Annotated in this window: 18 protein-coding genes and 2 tRNA genes; 13 read left to right on the top strand and 7 right to left on the bottom strand. The window is 62.7% G+C overall.

Annotation, left to right across the window (positions count from 1 at the left end; translation table 11 throughout):
- Nucleotides 1–422: 422 nt before the first annotated feature.
- A complete protein-coding gene (locus ACQRCJ_RS05205) occupies nt 423–2,003 on the bottom strand; it encodes a lysylphosphatidylglycerol synthase domain-containing protein (RefSeq protein ID WP_168934982.1) in 1,581 nt (526 codons plus the stop codon).
- A gap of 242 nt (nt 2,004–2,245) precedes the next feature.
- Here ACQRCJ_RS05205 and greA point away from each other — a divergent pair, with 242 nt between their 5' ends.
- The 7 genes from greA to groL all read left to right on the top strand — a co-directional run bounded on the left by greA (nt 2,246) and on the right by groL (nt 8,077).
- Nucleotides 2,246–2,734: a transcription elongation factor GreA gene (greA, locus tag ACQRCJ_RS05200; RefSeq protein ID WP_168935013.1), complete on the top strand. Its 489-nt coding sequence runs from the start codon at nt 2,246–2,248 to the stop codon at nt 2,732–2,734.
- 161 nt (nt 2,735–2,895) lie between these two features.
- Nucleotides 2,896–3,999 carry an AI-2E family transporter gene (locus tag ACQRCJ_RS05195; protein WP_204626521.1) on the top strand — a complete coding sequence of 368 codons (1,104 nt, stop codon included), beginning with the start codon at nt 2,896–2,898 and terminating at the stop codon, nt 3,997–3,999.
- Between the two features lie 5 nt (nt 4,000–4,004).
- Entirely contained in the window at nt 4,005–4,862 is an 858-nt protein-coding gene (locus ACQRCJ_RS05190) for a D-alanyl-D-alanine carboxypeptidase family protein (RefSeq protein WP_427799439.1), read from the top strand.
- A gap of 86 nt (nt 4,863–4,948) precedes the next feature.
- Nucleotides 4,949–5,155: a twin-arginine translocase TatA/TatE family subunit gene (locus ACQRCJ_RS05185; protein WP_006004692.1), complete on the top strand. Its 207-nt coding sequence runs from the start codon at nt 4,949–4,951 to the stop codon at nt 5,153–5,155.
- A gap of 11 nt (nt 5,156–5,166) precedes the next feature.
- The gene (locus ACQRCJ_RS05180; protein ID WP_168934985.1) at nt 5,167–5,604 is read left to right on the top strand and encodes an ACT domain-containing protein; all 438 of its coding nucleotides are present in this window, start codon (nt 5,167–5,169) and stop codon (nt 5,602–5,604) included.
- A gap of 475 nt (nt 5,605–6,079) precedes the next feature.
- Entirely contained in the window at nt 6,080–6,370 is a 291-nt protein-coding gene (groES, locus tag ACQRCJ_RS05175) for a co-chaperone GroES (protein ID WP_006004684.1), read from the top strand.
- A 60-nt stretch (nt 6,371–6,430) separates the two neighbouring features.
- Complete coding sequence (groL, locus tag ACQRCJ_RS05170; RefSeq protein ID WP_006004682.1) at nt 6,431–8,077, top strand: chaperonin GroEL; 1,647 nt, start codon at nt 6,431–6,433, stop codon at nt 8,075–8,077.
- A gap of 468 nt (nt 8,078–8,545) precedes the next feature.
- Here groL and ACQRCJ_RS05165 read toward each other — a convergent pair.
- The 3 genes from ACQRCJ_RS05165 to ACQRCJ_RS05155 all read right to left on the bottom strand — a co-directional run bounded on the left by ACQRCJ_RS05165 (nt 8,546) and on the right by ACQRCJ_RS05155 (nt 10,385).
- Nucleotides 8,546–8,622: transfer RNA gene (locus ACQRCJ_RS05165), tRNA-Arg, on the bottom strand.
- Nucleotides 8,623–8,932: 310 nt separating this feature from the next.
- The gene (locus tag ACQRCJ_RS05160; protein WP_304038326.1) at nt 8,933–9,625 is read right to left on the bottom strand and encodes a hypothetical protein; all 693 of its coding nucleotides are present in this window, start codon (nt 9,623–9,625) and stop codon (nt 8,933–8,935) included.
- Nucleotides 9,626–9,821: 196 nt separating this feature from the next.
- Nucleotides 9,822–10,385: an HPP family protein gene (locus ACQRCJ_RS05155; protein WP_289615796.1), complete on the bottom strand. Its 564-nt coding sequence runs from the start codon at nt 10,383–10,385 to the stop codon at nt 9,822–9,824.
- 755 nt (nt 10,386–11,140) lie between these two features.
- Between ACQRCJ_RS05155 and ACQRCJ_RS05150 the strand changes: the two genes are divergently transcribed.
- The 6 genes from ACQRCJ_RS05150 (at nt 11,141) to ACQRCJ_RS05125 (ending at nt 21,804) form a co-directional block, all read left to right on the top strand.
- The gene (locus ACQRCJ_RS05150; protein WP_427799438.1) at nt 11,141–12,349 is read left to right on the top strand and encodes an ammonium transporter; all 1,209 of its coding nucleotides are present in this window, start codon (nt 11,141–11,143) and stop codon (nt 12,347–12,349) included.
- A 46-nt stretch (nt 12,350–12,395) separates the two neighbouring features.
- A complete protein-coding gene (locus ACQRCJ_RS05145) occupies nt 12,396–12,731 on the top strand; it encodes a P-II family nitrogen regulator (protein WP_300705723.1) in 336 nt (111 codons plus the stop codon).
- Between the two features lie 109 nt (nt 12,732–12,840).
- Nucleotides 12,841–14,997 (top strand): glutamine synthetase III, encoded by a 2,157-nt coding sequence (locus ACQRCJ_RS05140; RefSeq protein ID WP_303953712.1) that lies wholly within the window; start codon nt 12,841–12,843, stop codon nt 14,995–14,997.
- Nucleotides 14,998–15,093: 96 nt separating this feature from the next.
- Nucleotides 15,094–19,674 carry a glutamate synthase large subunit gene (gltB, locus tag ACQRCJ_RS05135; protein WP_427799437.1) on the top strand — a complete coding sequence of 1,527 codons (4,581 nt, stop codon included), beginning with the start codon at nt 15,094–15,096 and terminating at the stop codon, nt 19,672–19,674.
- Nucleotides 19,667–20,566: a diaminopimelate epimerase gene (dapF, locus tag ACQRCJ_RS05130; RefSeq protein ID WP_303955730.1), complete on the top strand. Its 900-nt coding sequence runs from the start codon at nt 19,667–19,669 to the stop codon at nt 20,564–20,566. Before gltB ends, dapF begins: the two co-directional genes overlap by 8 nt.
- A gap of 2 nt (nt 20,567–20,568) precedes the next feature.
- Nucleotides 20,569–21,804, top strand: coding sequence for an LL-diaminopimelate aminotransferase (locus ACQRCJ_RS05125; protein ID WP_303955727.1), 1,236 nt, complete (start codon nt 20,569–20,571; stop codon nt 21,802–21,804).
- Nucleotides 21,805–22,062: 258 nt separating this feature from the next.
- On the opposite strand, the gene ACQRCJ_RS05120 is transcribed toward ACQRCJ_RS05125, so the two are convergent.
- From ACQRCJ_RS05120 to rpsT, 3 genes are all read right to left on the bottom strand, one after another.
- A complete protein-coding gene (locus tag ACQRCJ_RS05120; protein ID WP_303995543.1) occupies nt 22,063–23,730 on the bottom strand; it encodes a sigma-54 interaction domain-containing protein in 1,668 nt (555 codons plus the stop codon).
- A gap of 316 nt (nt 23,731–24,046) precedes the next feature.
- A tRNA-Arg gene (locus ACQRCJ_RS05115) sits at nt 24,047–24,123 on the bottom strand.
- Nucleotides 24,124–24,191: 68 nt separating this feature from the next.
- A complete protein-coding gene (rpsT, locus tag ACQRCJ_RS05110) occupies nt 24,192–24,461 on the bottom strand; it encodes a 30S ribosomal protein S20 (protein WP_006004646.1) in 270 nt (89 codons plus the stop codon).
- Between the last annotated feature and the right edge of the window lie 85 nt (nt 24,462–24,546).

Here is a 24,546-nt window from a genome sequence, read left to right as displayed (position 1 = left end):
CGTGACCACCATACACGGCAGATGATGCCGTGCGATGGCATCACGCAATGCCTCCTTGAGGCGGGCATACAGGATTTCTTCCGTCATCATGGTCCATACCTCCGAATGGTAACGGGCGTCTTCCAGCCTGAAAGACGCCCCCAAAAAACACCAGTATAGCGGCAATAGCCGGCGTTTTCGCTGCCCTGTCATCCGCCACGTTGCCAGGCGCATGCCATGTCCCGGCCCGGACACCTGCAGCCAGACGGCGGAAGCCCTCCGGCCTCCTTTTTACCGGTCCGACCGGAGAAAACGCGTGCCCCGGTCATGCTTGCCGCGGCTGACAGTCTGCCCGCAGCCTCAAAAAGAACTCCGGCCCATCCTCTGCCCCGCCAACGAAAAAGGCTGCCCCATGCGGGACAGCCCTCAGATACATCTCGACTTCAGACGCGCGGGACACGCCCGGATTGCAGATTGCGTTCCTGCAGGCGCTTGCGGGCCCGCAGGCTGACCCGGACGAGCCACGACACCAGGACCACGACCGCGATGCCCACATCGGCCAGCAGCACGCGCGAAGCGTTGAAGTGCTGCTCAAAGCCCCACAGGGTGGCCCTGTCCCATGCCGGATGGTAGATGAACCAGCCCAGGCCCATGGCCAGGCCCAGAGCCGCAAAGGCGAGGACCAGCCAGTGTGCCGGGATGGCTTCTTCCCAGAAGAAGGAAGAACGATAGAAGCGGCGCCGGGACAGCCAGACCGTTATAAGCACCACCAGGGCGGCACCGGCGGCCAGGAAGGAGAGGCCCTTGAGCAAAGCCCCTGCGATGCCCAGCAGCAACAGGATCACCGCCATCCAGAAGGCACGGTTCTGGCGCCGCTCCAGCCCATAGGCCACGAAGAGCAGCAAGGCCCCGGAAAGCGCACAGACCAGATGCCCGCCCATGAGCAGGGTACGGGGAAGGAAGTCGTCAAGCTGCGCCACCACGGCGGGCAGCGTCGGCAGCATGGCGGAGACCAGCAGGATGCAGCCGCCCACGAAGGTGGTGTAGGCCGCGATGGAATGGGAAAGTACCGAAAGCCAGCGTCCCGCTTCCCGCAGGGTATTGCGGCTTTGCCGGGCTTCGTACACGGCCAGCAGGGCCGCGGCGGCCAGCAGCGGCAGGATGAAATAGATCAGGCGGAACAGCAGCACGGCTGCAAAAACAGCCTGCTCGCGCGGGGTATGCGTCAGGTGCAGGATGACCAGCTCGAAGACCCCCACGCCACCGGGCACGTGGGTCAGCACCACGGCCACCTGCGCCATGAGGTAGCTGGGCAGGAAGTCGATGAAGCCGATGCCCAGATCATCGGGCAGCAGCACATACATGCAGGCGGCGGCAGCGATCAGGTCCACCCCGGCCACGACCATCTGGGCCACGGCGATGCGGGGGATGGGGAAGACGAATTCCTTGCCGAAGATATGGACCGGTTTGCGGATGGTGAAGCACAGCACCAGATAGGAAAGGGCAATGGCCAGCAGGATGCCCCCCAGGAAGCGTACGTCATGGATGGGCATCTTGGCCAGCAGCTCGTCAGGGATCACGGGCGGCGCCAGCAGGAAGACCACGCCGCACAGTCCCAGGGCACCGACCCAGAAGGTGACGGCCAGCATGAGCACGAGACGGACGATCTCGACCAGGGAAAAGCCCCAGGCAGAATAGAACCGGTAGCGGACGCTCGTACCGCCCAGCAGTGCCCCGAAGTTGTAGCTGACGGCCTGCCCTACCAGGGAAACGAGCCCCACACGCGGCAGGGGCAGGGATTTGTGGATGGCCTTCAGGGCGAGCCAGTCATAGCCCACCAGGATGATGTAGTTGACGATCATCAGGCCGATGGAGAAACAGATACTGCCCGTGGAGACCTGCTGGATGCTTTCTCTGATCTGGGCGATGCTGTAAGCTTTGAGCTTGTGATACAGGAGATATATGGCCAGCACGAAAAGTGCCGTTATGAGTACAGGCCCCAGGTAACGCAAGTATTTTTTCATGGCGTTCCGGCAAGGTAAGAAGTTGTTCAAATTATCTTCACCATATACGCAGCTGCCTCCCGGTGCAAGCCTCAACATGCCCGGCGGCATCCCGGCAGACGGGTGATCCGTATGGTCTGCGGGGCTTGACCAATACTGGGGCAACGGCTATAGTCCAAATAACGAATGCAGTTTTCACGCGCTCCGCTGCCCGCGCAGCGGACGCTTTTTTTTCATCTGACGAACAGAGGTGTATCATGGCCGTGACCAATATCCCCATTTCCAAGCAGGGCTACAAGCGTCTGGAAGAAGAGCTGGCCCGCCTGAAGAGCGAACGCCCCGCCATCATCCAGGCCATCAAGGAGGCCCGTGAAGAAGGCGACCTGCGCGAAAACGCCGGTTATGATGCCGCCCGCGAACGCCAGGGCATGGCGGAAGCGCGCATCAAGTATATCGAGTCCCGCATGGCTCTTTACCAGGTGGTCGACCTGGACAAGCTGAGCGGTGACAAGGTCATCTTCGGCTCCACGGTGGAAGTGGAAGACGTGGATACCGAAGAAAGCCGCACCTACACCATCCTCGGTCCCGACGAAGCCGAGCCCGCCAAGGGTTCCATCTCCTTCCTCTCGCCCGTGGGCCAGGCCCTGCTGGGCAAGGAAGTGGGCGACGAAGTGAGCGTGGACATCCCGCGCGGCCGCGTCACCTACGAGATCGTGGACATCACCTTCCGCGGCTCCAGCATCTTCGACTAACCGTTGGCACCGGAACACCACCAAGCCCTGCTGCATCCCTGCACAGGGCTTTTTTTCGGCTTCTGTCCCGCGGTCGTCCCTCTTCCCACAGGGAACTTGGCAGCTCCGGCCCCGCGTGCTATCCTCGCCCAGACCCATTCTGCCCCTTAAAGGTTCCCCGCATGCCCAACATGTTGCCGCGCCTCCTGTACATCCTTGCCGCACTGGCCTGGTTCCTGCTGCTCCGCCCCAACCCCGTCACCATCGTCATGGCCGGATGCTTCGCCTGCCTGACGCTGCCCGTCTACCGGCGTATGCGCTGCACGATCCGGCACTGGCGCAAGCGTCTGCGCCTGCGCCATCCGGGCAGGCTGGGGCACATCGTGATCTCCTGCTCCCATCGCCTGCCGCTGTACGGCTATATCGTCATGATCTTCTCGGCTGTGGTCATCCCCATCAGCACCCTGGTGCTGCTGGTGTCGCCCCAGGTGGCCGGTGGTCTGGCCAGGCTGCGGGAACTCCAGGCAAACAACTTCCAGCTGCCGCCCGAATGGGTCATGCGCTTCCAGGAGCTGCGCCACAGCCTGGCGGACTATCCCAAAGTGGACAAGATGATCTCGGAGTTCCTCAGCAACCTCGATGCCATGCTGGCCGATACCATGGGCCTGCTCATCAACCGCAGCGTGGACGTGCTGGGCGGCACCATGACCGTCCTCTGGACCCTGTTCCTCTTCGTGACGCTCACGGTCATCTTTGCCGCCTACGCAAGCCGCATCAACCTGATCACGGCCCGCATCTTCCACATACCGGCCACCATGCTGCGCCGTTTCGTCCTGGCCATCCGCCGGGCCCTGCAGGGCGTCATGCTGGGCATCGTCCTGGTGGCCATCGCCCAGGGGGTCCTGTGCGGTATCGGCTTTGCCGTGGCGGGCATCAAGCAGCCTGCCTTCTGGGGGCTGCTGGCCACGGTCGTGGCGCCCATCCCCTTTGTGGGCACGGCGCTCGTCTGGGGCCCGCTCTGTCTTTCCCTCTGGTTCTCCGGCGCCACCATGCCCGCCGTGGGCCTGGCCCTCTGGGGTACGCTGGCCGTGACCAGCGTGGACAACATCCTGCGCCCCCTGTTCCTGCAACAGGGCATCAATGCTCCTTTCTTCGTACTGATCATCGCCATCCTCTGCGGTCTTGGCAGTTTTGGTCCCATGGGGCTCATCATCGGCCCCGTGCTGCTGGCCATCGCCATGCAGGCTGTGGAAGAAGCCCATCAAACCTACCACCATATGGCCTGAAGCTCATGTTCCACTCCCCCTCCATCCCGGGGCGCTGGCTGTGCGTCCTGCTGCTTGTCCTTGCCATGCTCTCGCTGCCTGCCGGTGCCGATGCGGCCCGCAGGGCCCGCGCTGCCGTCATGATCAACCTGAGCAACGGCAAGGTGCTGTACGAGCACAACCCCAATCTGTCCATCCCGCCCGCCTCTCTGACCAAGGTCATGACCATGTATGTAGTCATGAACCGCATCAAGATGGGCCGCCTGAAACGCAGCACCAGCATCCGTGTCCATCCTACGGCCCGAGTGGGCGGTTCCAGCATGCGTTTGCGTCCCCGCCAGAGAGTCACCGTGGACCAGCTCCTTACCGGTGTGGCCGTGGCTTCGGGCAATGACGCCGCCATGGCCATATCCCAGCATATCAGCGGCAACAGCCGCAACTTCACCCACCTCATGAACCACAAGGCACGCCAGCTCGGCATGACCCGGACGGTCTTCAAGAACCCCACGGGCCTGCCCGCAGCGGGCCAGCGCACCACGGCCCGCGACATGGCCACCCTGGCCCGCGCCTATCTGCGCAGCCATCCCCAGGCCATGCGCTACCACAGCCTGCGCTCCTTCCGCTTCAACGGGCGTACCCTGGGGGCCACCAACACCATGCTGGGCATCCCCGGTGTCGATGGCCTGAAAACGGGCTGGACCGTGGCCTCCGGTTACAACATCATCGTCACGGCCCGCCGTGGCAAGACCCGCCTGCTGGTGGTGGTCATGGGCGGCAGGAGCCGCGCTGCCCGCGACATGGTCGCCCACAGCCTCATCGAGGCGGGATTCAAGGCACCCGCCTCTCCCCAGCAGGTACGCAAGCGCATGCGAGGTGTCCTTTAGCGCAGCACGTCTTGACCTCGGCACCTTCACGTCGTATGTTTTTCAAATCAATGGCCTGAAAGGCTCAACATTCAAGGGAGGCCCCCATGTTCGGCATCGGCATGCAGGAACTGTTACTTATTTTGATCGTAGTGCTGCTCATCTTCGGCGCCAACAAACTGCCGGAGATCGGTGGCGGGCTGGGACGGGCCATCCGAAATTTCCGCCGGGCCTCGTCCGAGCCTGACGAGATCGACATCACCCCCGGCAAGGACAAAAAGCCCACCTCGGGCGACGATGCTCCCAAAGCGTAGAGGATCCTGCCATGAAAGCTGAACAACTTTCCGTTTTTCTGGAAAACCGCGCCGGCCGTCTGGCCGAAGTGACCCATACGCTGGCTGAGGCCGGCGTCAACATCCGCGCTCTTTCCCTGGCTGATACCTCCGATTTCGGTATCCTGCGCCTCATCGTTGATGACCAGGAAAAAGCCAAATCCGTTCTCAAGGAACACAGCTTCACCCTGGGCCGCACCAGTGTGGTCGCCGTGCAGGTGCCCGATACCCCCGGCGGTCTGGACAGCGTGCTGCAGTTCGTCTCGCAGCATGGCATCAATGTGGAATACATGTATGCCTTCATCACCCGTGAAGCTGACTGTGCCATCATGATCTTCCGTTTCGACAAGACCGACCAGGCCGTGGATCTGCTCAAGAGCAACGGCTTCACTGTCCTGCCGCCGGATCAGCTGTTCGGCAACAAAGACTAGTCTATCTTGCAGATAGCTGTTTTCAGGCCCCGCCCATGCGGGGCCTTTCTTTTTTCGGCCCGCAACCAGCCCAGCGTCTGCTCTGATGCATCCGGTATCCCCGCCCTCACACCGGATTGCCTGTGCCGGCACAAGGCTGGCTGCACGCTTGCTGCCGCATCCTCCGCTTTTCATCCTGCTCCTGCCGCGTTTTTCCCGGCCATTCCCCAGTACCCGGGAAAACAGCTGGGAAGAAAAGTTTTTTGTTTTTATAAAATATTGATTTTATTTATTTTATGCTAAAAAAATAACTTTTCTGCAAAAAAAATTCCTTTTTGCCCCTTTTCAAGCGCAAAGAGTGTCTTATCTACTATCCCGTTGCGGGACCGCAGCAATGGTTTACGGCGGTCATGACGCGATAATTTCAGCTCCGCCCCGCGGACGCTGTGCATGCCACCCAAGCGTGGCCATAAAAATTTTTGGAGGATCTGACACCATGAAACTGCAGCCCCTGAACGATCGTGTGCTGGTCAAGCGCCTGGAAACCGAAGAAAAGACCGCCGGCGGTCTGTACATCCCCGACACCGCCAAGGAAAAGCCCTGCAAGGGTCAGGTGATCGCTACCGGTCCCGGCAAGGTCCTGGAAAACGGCACCCGCGTTGAACTGGCCGTCAAGAAGGGTGATCAGGTGCTCTTCAACAAGTACGCCGGCACCGAAGTCAAGCTGGACGGCATCGACCATCTGGTGATGCGCGAAGAAGACATCCTCGCCATCCTGACCGACTAACGCATACGCGCCGGTCATACACACTCTCCGCTTTTCGATTATTCCCAGGAGGAAAATATAATGTCCGCTAAAGAAGTTCTCTTCGACGTGAAAGCCCGCGAAAAACTGGCGCGTGGTGTTGATAAGCTGGCCAATGCCGTGAAGGTGACCCTCGGCCCCAAGGGTCGTAACGTTGCCATCGAAAAGTCCTTCGGCGCTCCCGTCATCACCAAGGACGGCGTGACCGTCGCCAAGGAAATCGAACTGGACGACAAGTTCGAGAACATGGGCGCCCAGCTGGTGAAGGAAGTCGCCTCCAAGACCTCCGACGCCGCCGGTGACGGTACCACCACCGCCACCATCCTGGCTCAGGCCATCTACCACGAAGGCGTGAAGCTGGTGGCTGCCGGCCGCAATCCCATGGCCATCAAGCGCGGCATCGACAAGGGCGTGGAAGCCCTGATCGGCGAACTGGCCAACCTGGCCAAGCCCACCCGCGACCAGAAGGAAATCGCCCAGATCGGTACCATCTCTGCCAACTCCGACGCCACCATCGGCAACATCATCGCCGAAGCCATGGCCAAGGTGGGCAAGGAAGGCGTGATCACCGTTGAAGAAGCCAAGGGCCTGGAAACCACCATGGACGTGGTGGAAGGCATGCGCTTCGACCGCGGCTATCTCTCTCCCTACTTCGTGACCAACGCGGAGAAGATGGAATGCGAGATGGACAACCCCTACATCCTGTGCACTGAGAAGAAGATCTCCAGCATGAAGGACATGCTGCCCGTGCTCGAACAGGTCGCCAAGGTCAATCGTCCTCTGGTGATCCTGGCCGAAGACGTGGAAGGCGAAGCCCTGGCTACCCTGGTGGTCAACAAGCTGCGTGGCGCCCTGCAGGTCGTGGCCATCAAGGCCCCCGGCTTCGGTGACCGCCGCAAGGCCATGCTGCAGGATATCGCCATCCTGACCGGCGGCCAGGTGGCTTCTGACGACACCGGCACCAAGCTGGAAAACATGACCCTCAACGACCTGGGTACCGCCAAGCGCGTGGTGGTCAAGAAGGAAGACACCACCATCGTTGACGGCGCCGGCAAGGCCGACGAAATCAAGGCCCGCGTGAAGCAGATCCGCGCCCAGGTGGAGGAATCCACCTCCGATTACGACCGCGAAAAGCTGCAGGAACGCCTGGCCAAGCTGGTGGGCGGCGTGGCCGTGGTTCATGTGGGTGCCGCTACCGAAGTGGAAATGAAGGAAAAGAAGGACCGCGTGGAAGACGCCCTGAACGCTACCCGCGCTGCCGTGGAAGAAGGCATCGTGCCTGGCGGCGGTACCGCTCTGATCCGCGTGTCCAAGGTGCTCGACAGCATCAAGCCCGCTGACGACGACGAACTGGCCGGCGTGAACATCATCCGCAACGCCATCGAAGCTCCTCTGCGCCAGATCGCCCACAACGCCGGCTTTGAAGGCTCCATCGTTGTGGAAAAGGTCCGCCAGGGCAAGGACGGCTTCGGCTTCAACGCCGCTACCGGCGAATACGAAGACCTCATCAAGGCCGGCGTCATCGACCCCAAGAAGGTGACCCGTACCGCCCTGCTGAACGCCGCTTCCGTGGCCTCCCTGCTGCTGACCACCGAATGCGCCATCTCCGAAAAGCCCGAACCCAAGAAGGACGCTCCTGCCATGCCTGACGGCATGGGTGGCATGGGCGGCATGGGCGGCATGTACTAAGCCGCCGCGAAGCTCCCGCTTCCGACTGAATGAAAAAGGCCCCGCTTCCGGCGGGGCCTTTTTTGTATCCGAGGTTTCCCGGTAATACGATCACGACCGGGCACACTTGCTTCGACAACAGCGAAACGGAGGTGGAGCCAACTTACTTGGGCAGACTCCCTTGGGACATTGGGAAGCCCATCCCTGCTGCACTGTTCAAAACAATAAGGCGCCCCCCAGAGCGGGGAGGCCGGTGTCCGCCATGAGCAAGATCAATGAAGGAAGGATAGCAGGACAAAGCGATAGTCAGCCTCTCCTCGCCTCGCCTTGGACGTGAAAACATTGCTCACCATATCCTCTTCAAGCAAAGGGGGAGGCTCTGGACAGGGACAGCGCGATAGCATGCGGCATCTTTGCCCCTACGCCCTGCTGAAGAAAAGATACAAAAAAAGCGGTCAGCCTGTTACAGCTAACCGCTTGTTTTTGTTGTGGTGCGCCCGAAGAGATTCGAACTCCTGGCCTACAGGTTCGTAGCCTGTTGCTCTATCCAGCTGAGCTACGAGCGCGTCGTGAGGGTGTTCTTATAGAAAAGCGGGCAGCCTGTCAATGCTCTTGAGGAAAGAAAACGATTTTTTTTTGAAGCGTACTCCGGAGCGCGGTCACCGGGCCTTATCCTATGGGACCGCCCTGCCCTTGAAGCCTTGCTGAAAAAGCATTCCATCCAGTATGCAGATATCGACAGGATGCTGGCAGAGCCCCGCCTGGCCTTCTAGTCAGGAGTCTTTCCATTTACCATTTCTCCCGCCATGCCCTGCAAAACAATATCGCCCCGCCTGAAAACATCAGACGGGACGATTCTCTTGACAGGAAGCCAGCTTATTGGGCAGCGGGCGTACCGCGCAGGCAGCGCAGCAGGGCATCGTAGCTGCCGATGCCGTTCAACCCAGTGGACATGGCCACACACTGGCGGAAAGCCGCCGTAGCTGCGGCCTCAGCGGCAGTACACTGCTGCATGACGTCAGCATTGCCCTGCGAGAGCTGGGTACAGTAGTTGGCCGTGTCGTAGCCCAGCAGGTTCGCCACAGGCGAGGCCGGAGCAGCCGCAGGAGCCGGGGCAGCAGCCACGGCGGACTGCCCTCCTTCGGCAGGCGCAGCAGCGGTAGCGGCGGTGGCATCAGAGCCGGACAGAGCGCTGTTGAGCAGATAGCCGCCGGCAAGGCCGGCACCCACGCCCAGCAGGGCGCTGCCCATGCCGCTGCCCTGCGACTGCGGTGCGGCCATGGTCTGGCCGGGGGCCATCGTCTGACCATAGGGCATGCCCTGGGCCGTAGTGGGCTGGGTGGCCGTAGCGGCAGGAGCCGTAGTCGTCTTGGGAGCGGTCGCCGTAGCCGCCGCTGCCGGGGCAGCGGTCGTCTGTTGCGTGGCCGTCGGGGCAGGCTGGGTCACCGGTTTGCTGACCGTACGCGGGCGCACACGGTTACGCTTGACCGCCGCATCCGAACAGTCCACAGAGATCATGGTGCCCGCCACCAGAAGGCCCAGCAGCACGGTAAAGACCTTTTTTATCATCAACAATCTCCTTTAAAAAGGGAATAGCCACTGGAGGACAGTGCTTCGGTTACTCCTTTTATAATGTAGCCTATTCCCTTTCCGTAGGCAAGACAGCTGGATAACAGGAAACATACAGGGAGGACAGTCCTTTCTTTGCCGGATCCGCCGATCCTGTCATGCGGCAGCCTGCTCCCTGCCCAACCGCCCGTGAACTTTACCTTCCTGACAGGATATGGAGACCCGTCGTCTCTCCCTCTTTCACGCGCACACGACCGTACAGGCGGGCCCACAGATATGTCGCTGCCGTCATGGACCAGGCAACAGCCAGCATGAGGGCAGCACCCGCCAGGCAGGGGACTACAGCATACCAGAAGCCCAGCTGCCGGATCTGCTCTCCGCCTGTGACGGCGATAAGGGCCGTGGCCCCTCCCGGCGGATGCACTGTCCCGCTCAGCAGCATGACGGCGATGGCTGTGGGTACGCAAAGGCATACAGCCCAGAAGGGCGGCAGCCATTGTGCGCAGGCCACACCGACCAGAGCAGAAAAAAAGTGCCCTCCCAGCAGATTGCGTGGGCGGGACAACGGACTGTCCGGGGCTGCGAACAGCAGTACCGCCGAGGCACCAAAAGAACCTATCAACATGGGCACGCCGTAATCGCCTACGGCCAGTCTGTCCAAAGCCGCCACCAGTAACAGGCCGCAGCAGCTCCCCAGCCAGGCACGCCCTACCTTGAGAGCACTTGCGCCCCTTCCTGCCAACCATGCTTGTCCGGGCATCCTGATCTCCTTGTCTGTGTTTGAAGGTCATCCTCTTGTTCCACAGGGAGATACCCGCATCACGCCCGGGATTCCGTGTGCGGGCGCACGAAAACCATCTTTTCCCGGCAAGAAGCAGGATGGGTTCCTCACCATGCAGGCAGGCCAGCTTCGCCTTTGCACAGATCCTGTCCAGGGCATATCTTTCCGCCCTTGTTGTCTTGGTCCGCAGGGAACTATACGGCACAAAACAACGCTTCGTAACATAGCGTCTGTCCGTCCGGACCTGCGGCTCCGCTTTGTCCACATTTTGGTATAAATTTAAAAAAATATAATTATATCAATACGATATATTTCAATTTTCAGTGATTGGGTGTTCAATCAATGCAGAGCGCATCAACTTTCTACATCCTGGTAGAAAAATAAAAATGTCTTCATATCTAGTTGATTTATAAAGATTATCAACCTCAAATCCCGTTTGTGCCGTAAAGCGCATGTTCGTACATTCGGCACATTCCTACCATTTGGTAGAAATATACCTTTCCCAAGGACTCTTTTTCTTCTGCATTCTGGTGCGCTTTCGTTAAATATAAATTTTTTATAAATAATTTTAGCTTATTACATCAACAAACCTTCCTCATATCTGCTTCTGGCACAAGGATTGCTTTGTCCTGTGCCGTCTGCCGCTGCTCGCTGTCTGAGAAAACGGCAATCATATTTTCCGCAGTGCACAGGCCCGATACCTGTCGCACCGCCAGACCACAGGAAGGTTTTCCATGAATCCTGCAGACACCGCGTTCATCATCCTTTGCGCCACGTTCGTCATGCTCATGACTCCGGCCCTGGCCTTGTTCTACGGCGGGCTCGTCCGGTCAAAGAACATCCTCTCCACATGCATGCACAGCTATGCCTCCTTGGGGATGGTTTCCATCATCTGGGCCCTGTTCGGCTATTCCCTTGCCTTCAGCGGCGATATCTCCGGCCTTATCGGCAACCTTGCCCATGTGTTCCTCATGGGCGTGGGGGGCGAAGCCAACGGCCCCGCAGCCAATCTGCCGCATAATGTCTTCATGGCCTTCCAGTGCATGTTCGCAGCCCTTACCGTGGCGCTCATCTCCGGTGCCTATGCCGAACGCATCCGTTTCTCGGCCATGCTGATCTTTTCCGCACTCTGGACGGTCTTTGCCTATTGCCCCATGGCACACTGGGTCTGGGGCGGTGGCTGGATGGCCAAGCTGGGCGCCGTGGACTTTGCTGGTGGTGCCGTAGTGCATATGGCTTCCGCCGCCGCGGCCCTGGCCTGCGCCCATGCGGTAGGTCCCCGCGCTGATCTCGGCAAGACGCCCATGATCCCCAATAATCTGCCCATGACGCTCTTTGGCGGCGGCCTGCTCTGGTTCGGCTGGTTCGGCTTCAATGCCGGCAGTGCTCTGGCTGCCAACGCCCTTGCGGGTCACGCCCTGGTCACCACCCATCTGGCCACGGCCGGCGGCATCTTCGGCTGGATGCTCCTTGAATACCTGCGCTTCGGCAAGGCCACGACCCTGGGTGCCATCTCCGGTGCGCTGGCGGGCCTCGTCTCCATTACGCCCGCAGCCGGTTTCGTGGGAGTCATGCCTGCTTTGGTCATCGGCTTTGCCGGCGGCATGATCTGCTACGGTGGCATCCTGCTCAAGAACCGCCTGGGCTATGACGACGCCCTCGACGTGGTAGGCATCCACGGTGTAGGCGGTACCTGGGGCGCCTTTGCCACCGGTCTGTTCGCCTCCGCCGGCATCAACGGTGTCAACGGCCTGTTCTACGGCAATCCGTGGCAGCTCGTGGTCCAGATCATCTCCATCGTCGCCACCTGGGGCTTTGTTTACCTGGTCAGCCGCATCCTGCTGAAGCTGACGGATGCCCTGGTGGGCCTGCGTGTGGATCCCGCCTCCGAGACCCGGGGTCTGGACCTCAGCCTGCACAACGAACGCGGCTACACCCTGTAACTGCCGAGACATCTCCACCTGTCACTAGGAATATCTGGAGCCTACTATGAAAAAGCTCGAAATCATCATCCGCCCCTCCAAGTTCGAAGAAGTGAAGCAACAGCTGACCACTATCGGCATCCACGGCATGAACTACAGTGAAGTGCGCGGTTTCGGCCGCCAGCACGGGCATACGGAAGTCTATCGCGGCACCACCTACGCCGTGGACTGCCTGCCCAAGATCAAAATCGAAATCGTGGTCCATGACGAAGCACTGGAAAAAGTGCTGCAGGCTGTTACCGTAGCCCGCACCGGCGAGATCGGCGATGGCAAAATCTTCATCTACGACGTGCTGGATGCCATCCGCATCCGTACCGGTGAACGCGGCCCCGCCGCCCTGTAAGGAACATCCGCCAGAAGTTTTCCCGTTTTCCTCCCCATCAGGCCGCCGTGAAAGGTGTCACCCTCTCCTTTCCGGCGCGCCTGAAAAAAGAGATCCAAGGAGTCTCCCCATGAATGCTCGAACTGATGCCATCCGGCAGATCGCCCAGAGCCATCCGGACCACCAGCCCCCTGCCACCGATATCGACACCATCTTCGGTTGTGACGTTTTCTCCCTCGACATCCTGCAAAAGCGTCTGCCCAAGCCCGTGTTCCGCACGCTGAAGGCCACCATCGCCCGCGGTGAACGCCTTGACCCGGACATCGCGGATACCGTGGCCTGTGCCATGAAGGACTGGGCTATCAGCAAGGGGGCCACGCACTACACCCACTGGTTCCAGCCCATGACCGGCCTGACGGCCGAAAAGCACGACGCATTCCTGACCCCCACCGGCGAAGGCCGCGTCATCAACGAATTCTCGGGCAAGATGCTCATCTGCGGCGAGCCCGATGCCTCCTCCTTCCCGTCCGGCGGCCTGCGCTCCACCTTCGAGGCCCGCGGCTACACGGCTTGGGATCCCACGGTCCCTGCCTTCATCATCGGTCGCACCCTGCATGTGCCCACCCTGTTCTACAGCTATTCGGGCGAGGCCCTGGACCGCAAGATCCCGCTCATGCGCTCCATCTCCGCCCTTTCCCGCCAGGCCCTGCGCATCCTGCGCCTGTTCGGCAACGATACGGCCACCTTCGTGCGTCCCAGCGTGGGGCCGGAACAGGAATATTTCCTCGTTGACCGCCGTCTGGCCGCCCTGCGCCCCGACCTGCTGCTGGCGGGCCGCACGCTGATGGGCACCCCGCCTGCCAAGGGCCAGGAGATGGAGGACCACTACTTCGGTTCCATCCCGGCGCGTGTCATGGCCTTCATGCAGGATGTGGAGGACGCCCTGTTCCGCCTCGGCATCCCGGCCAAGACCCGGCATAATGAAGTGGCCCCCGGTCAGTTCGAGATCGCGCCCATCTACGAGGACGCCAATATCGCCACCGACCACAACATGCTCATCATGAACCTGCTGCACGAGATCGCGCCGCGGCATGACTTCATCTGTCTGCTCCACGAAAAGCCCTTTGCCGGCGTCAACGGCAGCGGCAAGCACAACAACTGGTCCATCAGTGATTCCGAGGGTAACAACCTGCTCGATCCCGGCAAGACCCCGCTGGACAATGCCCAGTTCCTCGTCTTCCTGGCCGCCGTGCTCCGGGCCGTGCACAAGCACAGTATCGCCCTGCGTCTGGGCACGGTGGGTGCGGGCAACGATCATCGTCTGGGCGCCAACGAAGCCCCGCCGGCCATCATCTCCGTCTATCTGGGCGACATGCTGACCGACGTCATCGACACCATCATGAACGGTGTGGCCCACAAGCCCGGCCGCACCAGCATGGAGATCGGCGTTTCCTCCCTGCCGCCCCTGCCCGTGGATCTTTCCGACCGTAACCGTACCAGCCCCTTTGCCTTCACCGGCAACAAGTTCGAATTCCGGGCCGTGGGTTCCTCCCAGTCCATCGCGCCGGTGAACATCGCCCTGAACTCGGCCATGGCCTGCGCCCTGGACGACATCGCCACCGAGCTGGAAGCTGCTGTGGGCTCCGGTACGAGCCTCAATGCCGCCCTGCAGGAACTGCTGCCCCGTCTGTTCCGCGAGCATCAGGCCGTGGTCTTCAACGGCAACGGGTATTCCAACGAGTGGCCCGTGGAGGCGGCCCGTCGCGGCCTGCCCAACCTGACCACTACCGTGGATGCCCTGGAACGCTACAACACACCTGAAGTGATGGACGTGTTCCTGCGCCAGAACGTGCTTTCCGAACGCGAGATGCTGGCCCGCCAGGAGATCCTGCTGGACACCTACGCCAAGACCATCGCCATCGAAGCCTCGCTCATGCTGGACATGTCTCGCACACAGATTCTGCCCGTCGCCCTGCAGGAGCAGGCTAATGCCGCGGATCTGGTACTCAAGACCCGGGCCGTCAGCAATGAGGCCGCCATGGAAGAAGAGCGTTTCACTTGCCTGCGCGGCCATACTGCGGGCCTGAACAGCAGCCTTTCTGCTCTGGAACAGCAGCTCGCTGCGCTGCGTGCCGCTGCGGACGCCCACACGGCCGCCCGTATCGCCCGTGACGGTGTGGCCCCTGCCATGCAAGCCTGCCGCGAACACTGTGACGCTCTTGAGCGCATGCTCAATGCCGCCGTCTGGCCGCTGCCCTCCTATGCGGAGATGCTCTGGTTGCACTGATCCCCGAAATGGTTCCTTTGTCTCCCCGGGCCGGGCATGACCATCCCCGCCCGGGGACGTTTTCCCTCCACTCCCCAGCCTTCCCAGGAGTGACATATGAACGGTCTTTTCGATCCCCGCCGGGAGCATGATGCCTGCGGTGTGGGTTTTGTTGCCTATCTGGACGGCCAGAGCCGTCATGACGTGATGCACATGGCCCTGGGCGCCATGACCCGCATGGCCCATCGTGGCGGCGGTGACGGCAGGAACGGTGACGGCGCCGGCATCCTCTTCCCCCTGCCGCGCGACTTTTTCCTGCGCCAGTGGCCTGCATTATCGGTCTGTGCCGCCCCCTGGGCCGTGGCCCAGCTTTTCCTGCCCCGGGATGCGGCCCTGCGGGCGCTGTGCCTGCAGCGTTTCCGAGAGATTTTCACGACCTGCGGCCTGCGCGTAGAAGACGAGCGCGACGTCCCTGTGCGCGAAGACGTGCTGGCTCCCGCCGCCCGTCAGACCATGCCCGGCTTTTTGCAGCTGCTCGTCCTGCCGGATACCAGCTCCCCCGAAGCCGCCGAGCTCCATGATCCCGAAGCCCTTGAACGCCGCCTGTTCCTTGCCCGGCACATGGCCGAGAACCTGATCTGGAAGGAACTGCGCCGGCAGGGACAGGACACCCGCCTGTTCTATGTGGCCAGCTGCTCCTGCCGGAGCATCGTCTACAAGGGCATGCTCCCCGGCTCCCGGCTGGGCGAGTTCTATACCGATCTGACGGACGAGGACTGCGCCGCGCCTTTTGCCGTGTTCCACGAACGTTTTTCCACCAACACCCTGCCTTCGTGGCCCCTGGCCCAGCCCTTCCGTCTGGCCGCCCATAACGGCGAGATCAACACCCTGCGCGGCAACGCGGCCCACATGGGCGTGCGCGAGGCCGTGCTCGCCTCGCCCCTGCTGGGAGCACATCTGAAGGACGCCCTGCCGGTCATCAATCCCGATACCTCGGATTCCGGGACCCTGGACAACGTGCTGGAGCTGCTGGTCCGCGCGGGCTACACCCTGCCCCACGCCCTGATGATGATGGTCCCCGAACCCTTCGGGCCCACCTTCGTCATGGGCGACAACAAGCGCGCCTTCTACGAATATCACTCGTCCCTCATGGAACCCTGGGACGGCCCCACCTGCCTCGTCTTCACCGACGGCTGGCGGCGCGTGGGCGCCATGCTCGACCGCAACGGCCTGCGCCCCTGCCGCTGGAGCGTCTCCCGGGACGGCCTGATGGTGCTCGGCTCGGAAAGCGGCCTTGTGGACGTGCCTGAAGAGGACATCATCCAGCGCGGCCAGCTCCAGCCCCGGCGCATGATCCTGGCGGACGTGGAACACCACCGCATCGCGCCTGATGCGGAGATCAAGGGGCAGGTCATACGCTCCCAGCCCTGGCGCCGCTGGCTCCAGAAGCACGCCGTGCGCCTTGAGACCCTGAACGGCATGGGCGAAGAATGCGATGCCGCGCACGCCCTGCCGCCGCTGGACCGCCGTCTGCGTCAGGCCGGTTGCGACAGCACATGGCAGCGTCAGGTCCTCGTGCCCATGGCCCAGAACGCCCAGGAGCCCGTCTGCTCCATGGGGACGGACAAGCCCCTGCCCTGCCTCAGCGACGAGCCGCAATCCCTGTTCCGCTGGTTCAAGCAGCGTTTCGCCCAGGTGACCAACCCGCCCATCGACCCCTACCGGGAACAGTTGTCCATGTCGCTCATGGGCCATGCCGGACGTGCGGGCAACATCCTGGAACCGGGCCCCGAAAGCTGCGCTGTCCTGCGCCTGCCCCATCCTTTCCTCACCACGGACGACATGCGCCGGATCCGGGCCTCGCGGCGTCCCGCCGTCCGGGCCGCCACCCTTGACGCCACCTTCCCGGCCCACGGCGACGGAGAAGCTCTGCGCGCGGCCCTCGATCGCCTGTTCGCTGACGCCGAGGCTGCCATCGCCCAAGGGGCCACCATCCTGGTGGTGAGCGATACGGCCATGACGGCGGACAAGGCGCCCATCCCCGCCCTGCTGGCCTGCGCGGGCCTGCACCATCATCTCATCCGTGCCGGGCTTCGCCATGCCTGCGGCATCATCGCGGAAAGCGGCGAAGCCTGCGAGGTCATCCACATGGCGCAGCTCATCGGCTACGGCGTCAATGCCGTCTGCCCGCACGCGGCCCTGGATGCCGTCCGCCGCATGGCCCGGGAAGGCCACCTGAGCACGGACGCCGGGCCTCTTGACGAAGAAGACGCGCAGGAACGCTATATCAACGCCCTGAAGAAGGGCCTGCTCAAGGCCTTTGCCCGTCTGGGCATCTCCACCCTGCGATCTTTCCGCGGCTCGCAGCCCTTTGAGGCCCTAGGACTGTCACAGGATGTCATCGACCGTTATTTCACGGGCACGCCCTGCTCCATCAGCGGCATCGGTCTGGAGACCCTGGCCCGCGATGCCGCCCTGCGTCACGCGCAGGCCTGGGACGATGCCGATACCACCGCTGCCGCCCCTGCGGCGCGTCTCTGGAGCCCCCGTACCGTGCGCGCCCTGCATACGGCCGTCAATGAAGACACGGACGGACAGGCTCCCTCCCCGGCCTGGCAGACCTTCTCCAGCCTTTGCAACGAACAGGAAGCCCAGGGCTTCACGCTGCGCTCCCTGCTGGAGATCGCGCCCGACCCGGCCCGCGCCCCCGTCCCTCTAGACGATGTTGAGCCGGAAGAGGCCATCCTGCGGCACTTCGTCGGTGCGGCCATCTCCTATGGCGCCATCAGTGACGAAGCCCACCGCACCCTGGCCGAAGGCTGCAATGCCTGCGGCGTGCCCTCCAACTGCGGTGAAGGCGGCGAGGATCCGGCCCGCAACACGCCCCGGACGGACGCGGACGGCCGTCGTCATGACGCGCGCTCCCGCATCCGCCAGATCGCTTCGGGCCGCTTTGGCGTCACGGCGGAATATCTTGCCCATGCGGAAGAGATCCAGATCAAGGCGGCCCAGGGTGCCAAGCCCGGTGAAGGCGGCCAGTTGCCCGCCTACAAGGTCACGGTGGACATCGCCCGTGTCCGTGCCACCATGCCCGGGGTCTCCCTGGTCTCCCCGCCGCCGCATCACGACATCTACTCCATCGAGGATCTGGCGCAGCTCATCTACGACCTCCGTCACCTCAATCCTTCGGCCCGCATCTCCGTCAAGCTGGTGGCCGAAAGCGGTGTCGGGACCATCGCGGTGGGTGTGGCCAAGGCCGGTGCGGACTGCGTGGTCATCTCCGGCCATGACGGCGGCACCGGTGCCAGCCCCCATTCCGCCATCCACTATGTGGGCCTGCCGTGGGAATCCGGTCTGGCCGAGGCGCATCAGGCGCTGGTGACCTGCGGCATGCGCCGGCGGGTGTCCCTCCAGACCGACGGTCTGCTGCGCACCGGGCGCGACGTGCTCGTGGCTGCCCTGCTGGGCGCCGAGGAATTCGCCTTCGGGACGGCGCTGATGGTCAGCATGGGCTGCGTCATGTGCCGCAACTGCATGAAGGGCCGCTGCCCGGCGGGCATCGCCACCCAGGACGAAAAGCTGCGTGCCCGCTTCAAGGGCCGCCCCGAACATGTGGAACGTTTCCTGCGCCTGCTGGCCGGGGACGTGCGCCGTGAACTGGCCGCCCTGGGCTTCCGCTCCCTGAACGAAGCCGTCGGCCATGCCGATCTGCTGGCACAGCGTACGGACATCACGGGCCGGGCGGCCTCCCTCGACCTCTCGCGCCTGCTCTGGACGCCTGACGCGGCCTGCGAACACCATGCCGGGGGCTTCCCCCGTGTCTGTGAACCCACGGCCCTGGAACAGGACCTCGATCAGGCCGCCGAACCCGTACTGGCGGGCCAGTGCGACCATCTGCGCATCGAGCGGACCATCCGCAATGTGGACCGTGCCGTGGGCGCGCGCCTTTCCGGCAGCATCGTCCTGCGTCACGGGGCCGCCGGTCTGCCCCAGGACAGCCTGCACCTCCACTTCCACGGTCAGGCCGGGCAAAGCCTCGGGGCCTTCCTGGCCCCCGGCGTGACCCTTGAGGTGGAAGGCAGCGTCAATGACTACGCGGGCAAGGGCCTTGCCGGCGGCACCATCGTGGTCCACCCCGATACCGGGGCCCGCTTCGTGGCGGCGGAACAGGCCGTGGCCGGTAACGTGGCCCTGTACGGCGCCACCGCCGGGGAGGCCTACTTCTGCGGCCAGGCCGGGGAACGTTTTGCCGTGCGCAACTCCGGTGCCTGCGCCGTGGTGGAAGGTGTGGGCGACCACGGCTGCGAATACATGACCGGCGGTACCGTCGTCGTCCTGGGACGCACCGGCTACAACTTCGCCGCAGGCATGAGCGGCGGCACGGCCTTCGTCTACGATCTGGACGAGCATTTCCAGAACCGCTGCAACATCGAAAGCGTGGATCTGGAATCCGTCTGGCAGGAAGAGGATCAGGCCCTGCTGCGCCGCCTGGTGGAACGGCACGTGGCCTGCACCAGCAGCGCCAAGGCAGCGTCCCTGCTGGCCAACTGGGATGCCGCCCTGCCGCTCTTCGTCAAGGTCATGCCGCTGGATTACAAGAACGTGCTCCGCCGTCAGGCGGAAGCCGCCCACGACGCGGAGACCGCCTCCGCCACCGAAGAAGTGTTCCATGCACGAGGAGAGAACGACCATGCGTAAGATCGCCTTCACCAAGATGGAAGGCTGCGGCAACGATTACGTCTATCTTGACGGATTTTCGGAAGATCTGCGGCTCGCGGAAGGGGACATCCCCTCGCTGGCCCGTGCCGTCAGCGACAGGCATTACGGTGTGGGCTCCGACGGGCTGGTGCTCATCCTGCCGCCCACCTCACCGGACAGTGCCGACCTGCGCATGCGCATGTTCAATGCCGACGGCAGTGAAGCCGAGATGTGCGGCAACGCTTCCCGCTGCGTGGGACGCTTTGCCTGGGAGCATGCCCTGACCGACAGGCCCGTCATCCGCCTGGAGACCCTGGCCGGGGTCAAGCTCCTGCAGCGGGTGGACGATGCCGGGGGCTGCCCCTCCCGTGTCTGTGTGGACATGGGCACGCCGGAACTGGCCCGGCAGCGCATCCCCGTCCGCCCCGACACGACATCGGATCCCGAAAGCCCGTGCATCGGCCAGCCCATCCGGGTGCTGGATCGAGAATGGGCCGTGACCTGCGTGTCCATGGGCAATCCTCATGCCGTGGTCTTCGTGGACGATGTGGACAGTCTGGATCTGCCTGTGGTGGGCCCGGCCTTCGAACACCACCCCTGGTTCCCCAGCCGCACCAATACCGAATTCGTGCAGCTTATGGACGCGGGACATGTACGCATGCGCGTCTGGGAACGGGGTGCCGGAGAGACCCTAGCCTGCGGTACCGGCGCCTGTGCCGTGGCCGTGGCCTGCCATCTGACCGGAAGTACGGGAAGGGAAGTGGCGGTGCAGTTGCGCGGCGGCACGCTGGACATCCGCTGGGATGAACGGACGGGGCACGTCCTGATGACCGGCCCGGCCCGCACCGTTTTTTCTGGAGAATACAGCCCTGCCCAGGGACAGGAGGACTAGCCATGATCCGCAGCAACGAACATTACGCCGGACTGCCCGGCGCCTATCTTTTCGCCACGGTGGCCGCCAAGGTCCGCGCGCACCGGGAACAGCATCCCGCCCTGCCCGTCATCAGCCTGGGTATCGGCGACGTGACCCGCCCCCTGCCGCCCGCCGTCATCACGGCCCTGCATTCGGCAGTGGACGAGATGGCCTCGTCCGCCTCCTTCAAGGGGTACGGCCCGGAACAGGGCTATGATTTTCTGCGCGAGGCCATCGCCGCGCATGACTACCGGGCCCACGGTGTACAGATGGACGCCGCGGACATCTTCATCAGCGACGGTTCCAAGTGCGACGTGGCCAACATCCAGGAACTGTTCTCCCTGTCCTGCCGCGTAGCGGTCACCGACCCCGTCTATCCCGTCTATGTGGATTCCAATGCCATGGCAGGCCGCGCGGGCCGGTGGACGGGCGAGCGCTGGAGCGACCTCATCTACCTGCCCTGCACGGAAGCCAACGACTTCGTGCCGGACTTTCCCGACGCGGTGCCCGACATCATCTATCTTTGCTATCCCAACAATCCCACGGGCACGGTGCTGCACAGGGATGCTCTGGCTGCCTGGGTGGACTATGCCCGCCGCCATGGGGCCCTCATCATCTATGATGCGGCCTACGAAGCCTTCATCAAGGATACGGACAGCGAGGTGCCGCACAGCATCTTCGAGATCCCCGGCGCCGAAGAAGTGGCCGTGGAGTGCCGCTCCTTCTCCAAGACGGCGGGATTCACGGGCCTGCGCTGCGCCTTCACCACCATCCCGGCCGCGGTGACCATCCCCGGCCCGGACGGTTCCCGCGTCCGCCTGCAGGACATGTGGAAGCGCCGCCAGAGCACCAAGTACAACGGCTGTCCCTACATCGTGCAGCGTGCCGCCGAGGCCGTCTACAGCCCAGAGGGGCAGGAACAGGTACGCGCCACCATCGCGGCCTACATGGCCAATGCGGCCCGTATCCGTTCCGGCATCGAGGGCATGGGCCTTTCCTGCTACGGCGGCATCCATGCCCCCTATATCTGGGTGAAGACGCCTGACGGCATGGGTTCCTGGGAGTTCTTCGACCTTCTGCTCTCCCGCACTTCCCTGGTCTGCACCCCCGGTGCGGGCTTTGGGCCCAGCGGCGAAGGCTATGTACGCTTCACCGCTTTCGGCAGTGAGGAGGATACCACCGAGGCCCTGGAACGTTTGCAGGGACTGAGCTTGTAAATCTCATTCGGGGGAGGGGCCCTTGCCAACAAAGCGGCAGGGCCCCTCCGCCACACTTTTGTCTTCTTTTGGAAGGACAGACACTCTTTTCCCCAAGGGCATACCGGAGCGCGGGGAAGGCACGAAGCGCTCCCTTATGCAAAGGCCCGCCAGAGCATGACTCCGGCGGGCCTTTTTCGTGCTGTAACAGGCAAAGAGCGGACGCTGCGGCCATCACGGATGGGGACAGCTTCCGCCCTTCCCAAGCAAATACTTGCATCAGTGCTGGCGGAAATCCTTGTAGCTGATGCCATGTTTCTTCATACGCAGGGCCATGACGCGTTCCGTGAGCCCCAGGGCCTGGGCCGCATGCCCCATGTGCCCCTTGTGCCGGGCAAGGGCATCGGTGATGCAGGCGCGCTCCAGCTCGTCGAGACGATCCTGCAAGGTGCCGGAAGCCGTATACGGCTCCACAGATCCCTTGTGCGCCTCCGGGCCGAACGGGCAATGCGTACTGTGCAGTTCACGCGGCAGATGCTGGGGCAGGATCAGACCATCCTGACCGACCAGGAGCACGGCCCGCTCCATGACGTTCTCCAGCTCACGGATATTGCCGGGCCAGGAATAACGTTGCAGCATGTCCATGACGGCCAGCGAGATGCGGATGCCTGAACGTCCGTTGGCCGCAGCGTACTTGTCTACAAAATAGGCCGCCAGCGGCTGGATGTCGTTCTGCCGTTCGCGCAGGGGCGGCATGTGGATGGGGAACACATTCAGACGGTAATAGAGGTCGCGGCGGAACGTGCCCTCCTCCACCATGCGGGCCAGGTCCCTGTTGGTGGCCGTGATGATGCGCACGTCCACGGACAGGCTCTCCGTACCGCCCAGACGCTCGAAACAACGCTCCTGCAGGACACGCAGCAGCTTGGCCTGCGTCAGCAGGGAAAGTTCCCCCACTTCATCAAGAAAGAGCGTCCCGCCATCCGCCAGCTCGAAGCGTCCCTTGCGTATGCCCGAAGCACCGGTAAAAGCTCCCTTCTCATGGCCGAACAGTTCGCTTTCGATGAGGTTTTCCGGCAAGGCCGCACAGTTCAGCGAGATGAACGGCCCCTTGCTCCGCTTGCCGGCGGAATGGATGGCATGGGCGGCCAGCTCCTTGCCTGTGCCGCTCTCGCCGTACAGCAGCACCGTCGTCGTGGAAGGCGCCACCTGCGAGATCTGCTCATAGACAAGGCGCATGGCATCGGAATTGCCGACAAAACCGTGCGGGCGCAGCGGCGCGGACAGAGCGTTGCGCAGGCGCATGTTCTCTTCAATGGCCGCGACGCGCTCGTCCATAACGTTCTGACGCGCCCTGGCCGCATGGGCGATCATGGACGCGATGATGGTCAGGATGCGCTCGTCTTCTTCCAGCGTCACGGCATCCGCAAAGATACGGTCCACGGAAAGGGCGCCCAGAACCTCGTCCTCGAATTTGATGGGCACACAGATGAAGGCGATGGTATCCTTTTGCAGGTCACGGGAACGGGTACGGTTCAAAAAGATGGGGCTGGCCGAAACATTGGAAACGACCATGGGCTGGCCGCTCTGGATGACGCGCCCCGTGACGCCCTCACCCAGCGCATAATGGCCCCGCCGCTGCTCGGCGGGATTCAGACCGTGGGCCACCTCGATGCGGATCTCGCCGGTATGGGGAGACACGAGGGTGATCATGCCCCGCATCATGTGCAGGTGCTGCGCCATCAGAGAGAGCGTCGCCTCCAGGCTGTGGCTGATGTCGCGGGAATGGTCGATGACCTGGGAAAGGTCGAACAGCAGCCGCAGCTCGCTGCCCGTTTCACGTACGCGCTGCCGATGCGACGGCAGCACAGGAGATGTGGAGGGAGCCGCCCCTTTCTGATCAGGGGCGGAAGGATCCGTCGATGGCGTCTCTTGGTGTCGTTTCATGCGCAGGGCTCCCCTTTCCGGCTGCCTGCGGACATCCCGGCACGCCTCCAGCTTTTGGAGATCGGCCATCTCTCCTTTCCCGGCATCCGGCACCGGAAGCGGCACGCAAAACAGGATACCCAAGGGGCCTGCGCTCCATGTCATGGAAGAGGACACACCGGAGCCATGCGGGAAAGATGTCCGTACCGGGAATGATGCGGCAGTACGGGCAGAACCCCGAAAGATACCGGCCCGTGGCATCCCGGGGCCCTGAAACAAGGCATTGAAAATACAAAAAAAGCGGCCGGCCATAACAGCCAACCGCTTATTTTTGTGATGGTGCGCCCGAAGAGATTCGAACTCCTGGCCTACAGGTTCGTAGCCTGTTGCTCTATCCAGCTGAGCTACGAGCGCATGTTTGAAATATTACGTTACCCGGCCGTGTCCGTCAAGCAAAAATGACGGTGACCGGTGCAGCCGCACTACTGAGCGTCGATAGCGTTGACGGCGCGAGACAGGCGGGACAGCTTGCGGGCAGCCTTCTTCCAGTGCATGGCGCCCTTGCCGGCGGCCTTGGCCAGCACGGAAGCGGCAACAGTCAGAGCGCTGCTGGCCTGTTCCTTATCGTTGCCGGTGATGGCGGCGCGCACAGCCTTGACGGCGTTCTTCACGCGGGTACGGGCAGCGCGGTTGCGGGCGGCGTGTTTCAGGCTCTGCTTATGACGCTTGATGGCAGACTTATGGTTAGCCACGGTATTCCTCCGATATTTTGGCCTGCAATGCAGGTATAGTGCCTTCGTGTGAAGACGGATTTTTAGCAGAGCATGGCATATCTGT

Source organism: Desulfovibrio sp. SGI.102 (assembly GCF_050314315.1).
In the GTDB taxonomy this organism is placed as follows: domain Bacteria; phylum Desulfobacterota; class Desulfovibrionia; order Desulfovibrionales; family Desulfovibrionaceae; genus Desulfovibrio.
The sequence above is the reverse complement of the archived record's forward strand: the minus strand, read 5'-3'. Positions and strand labels throughout refer to the sequence as shown.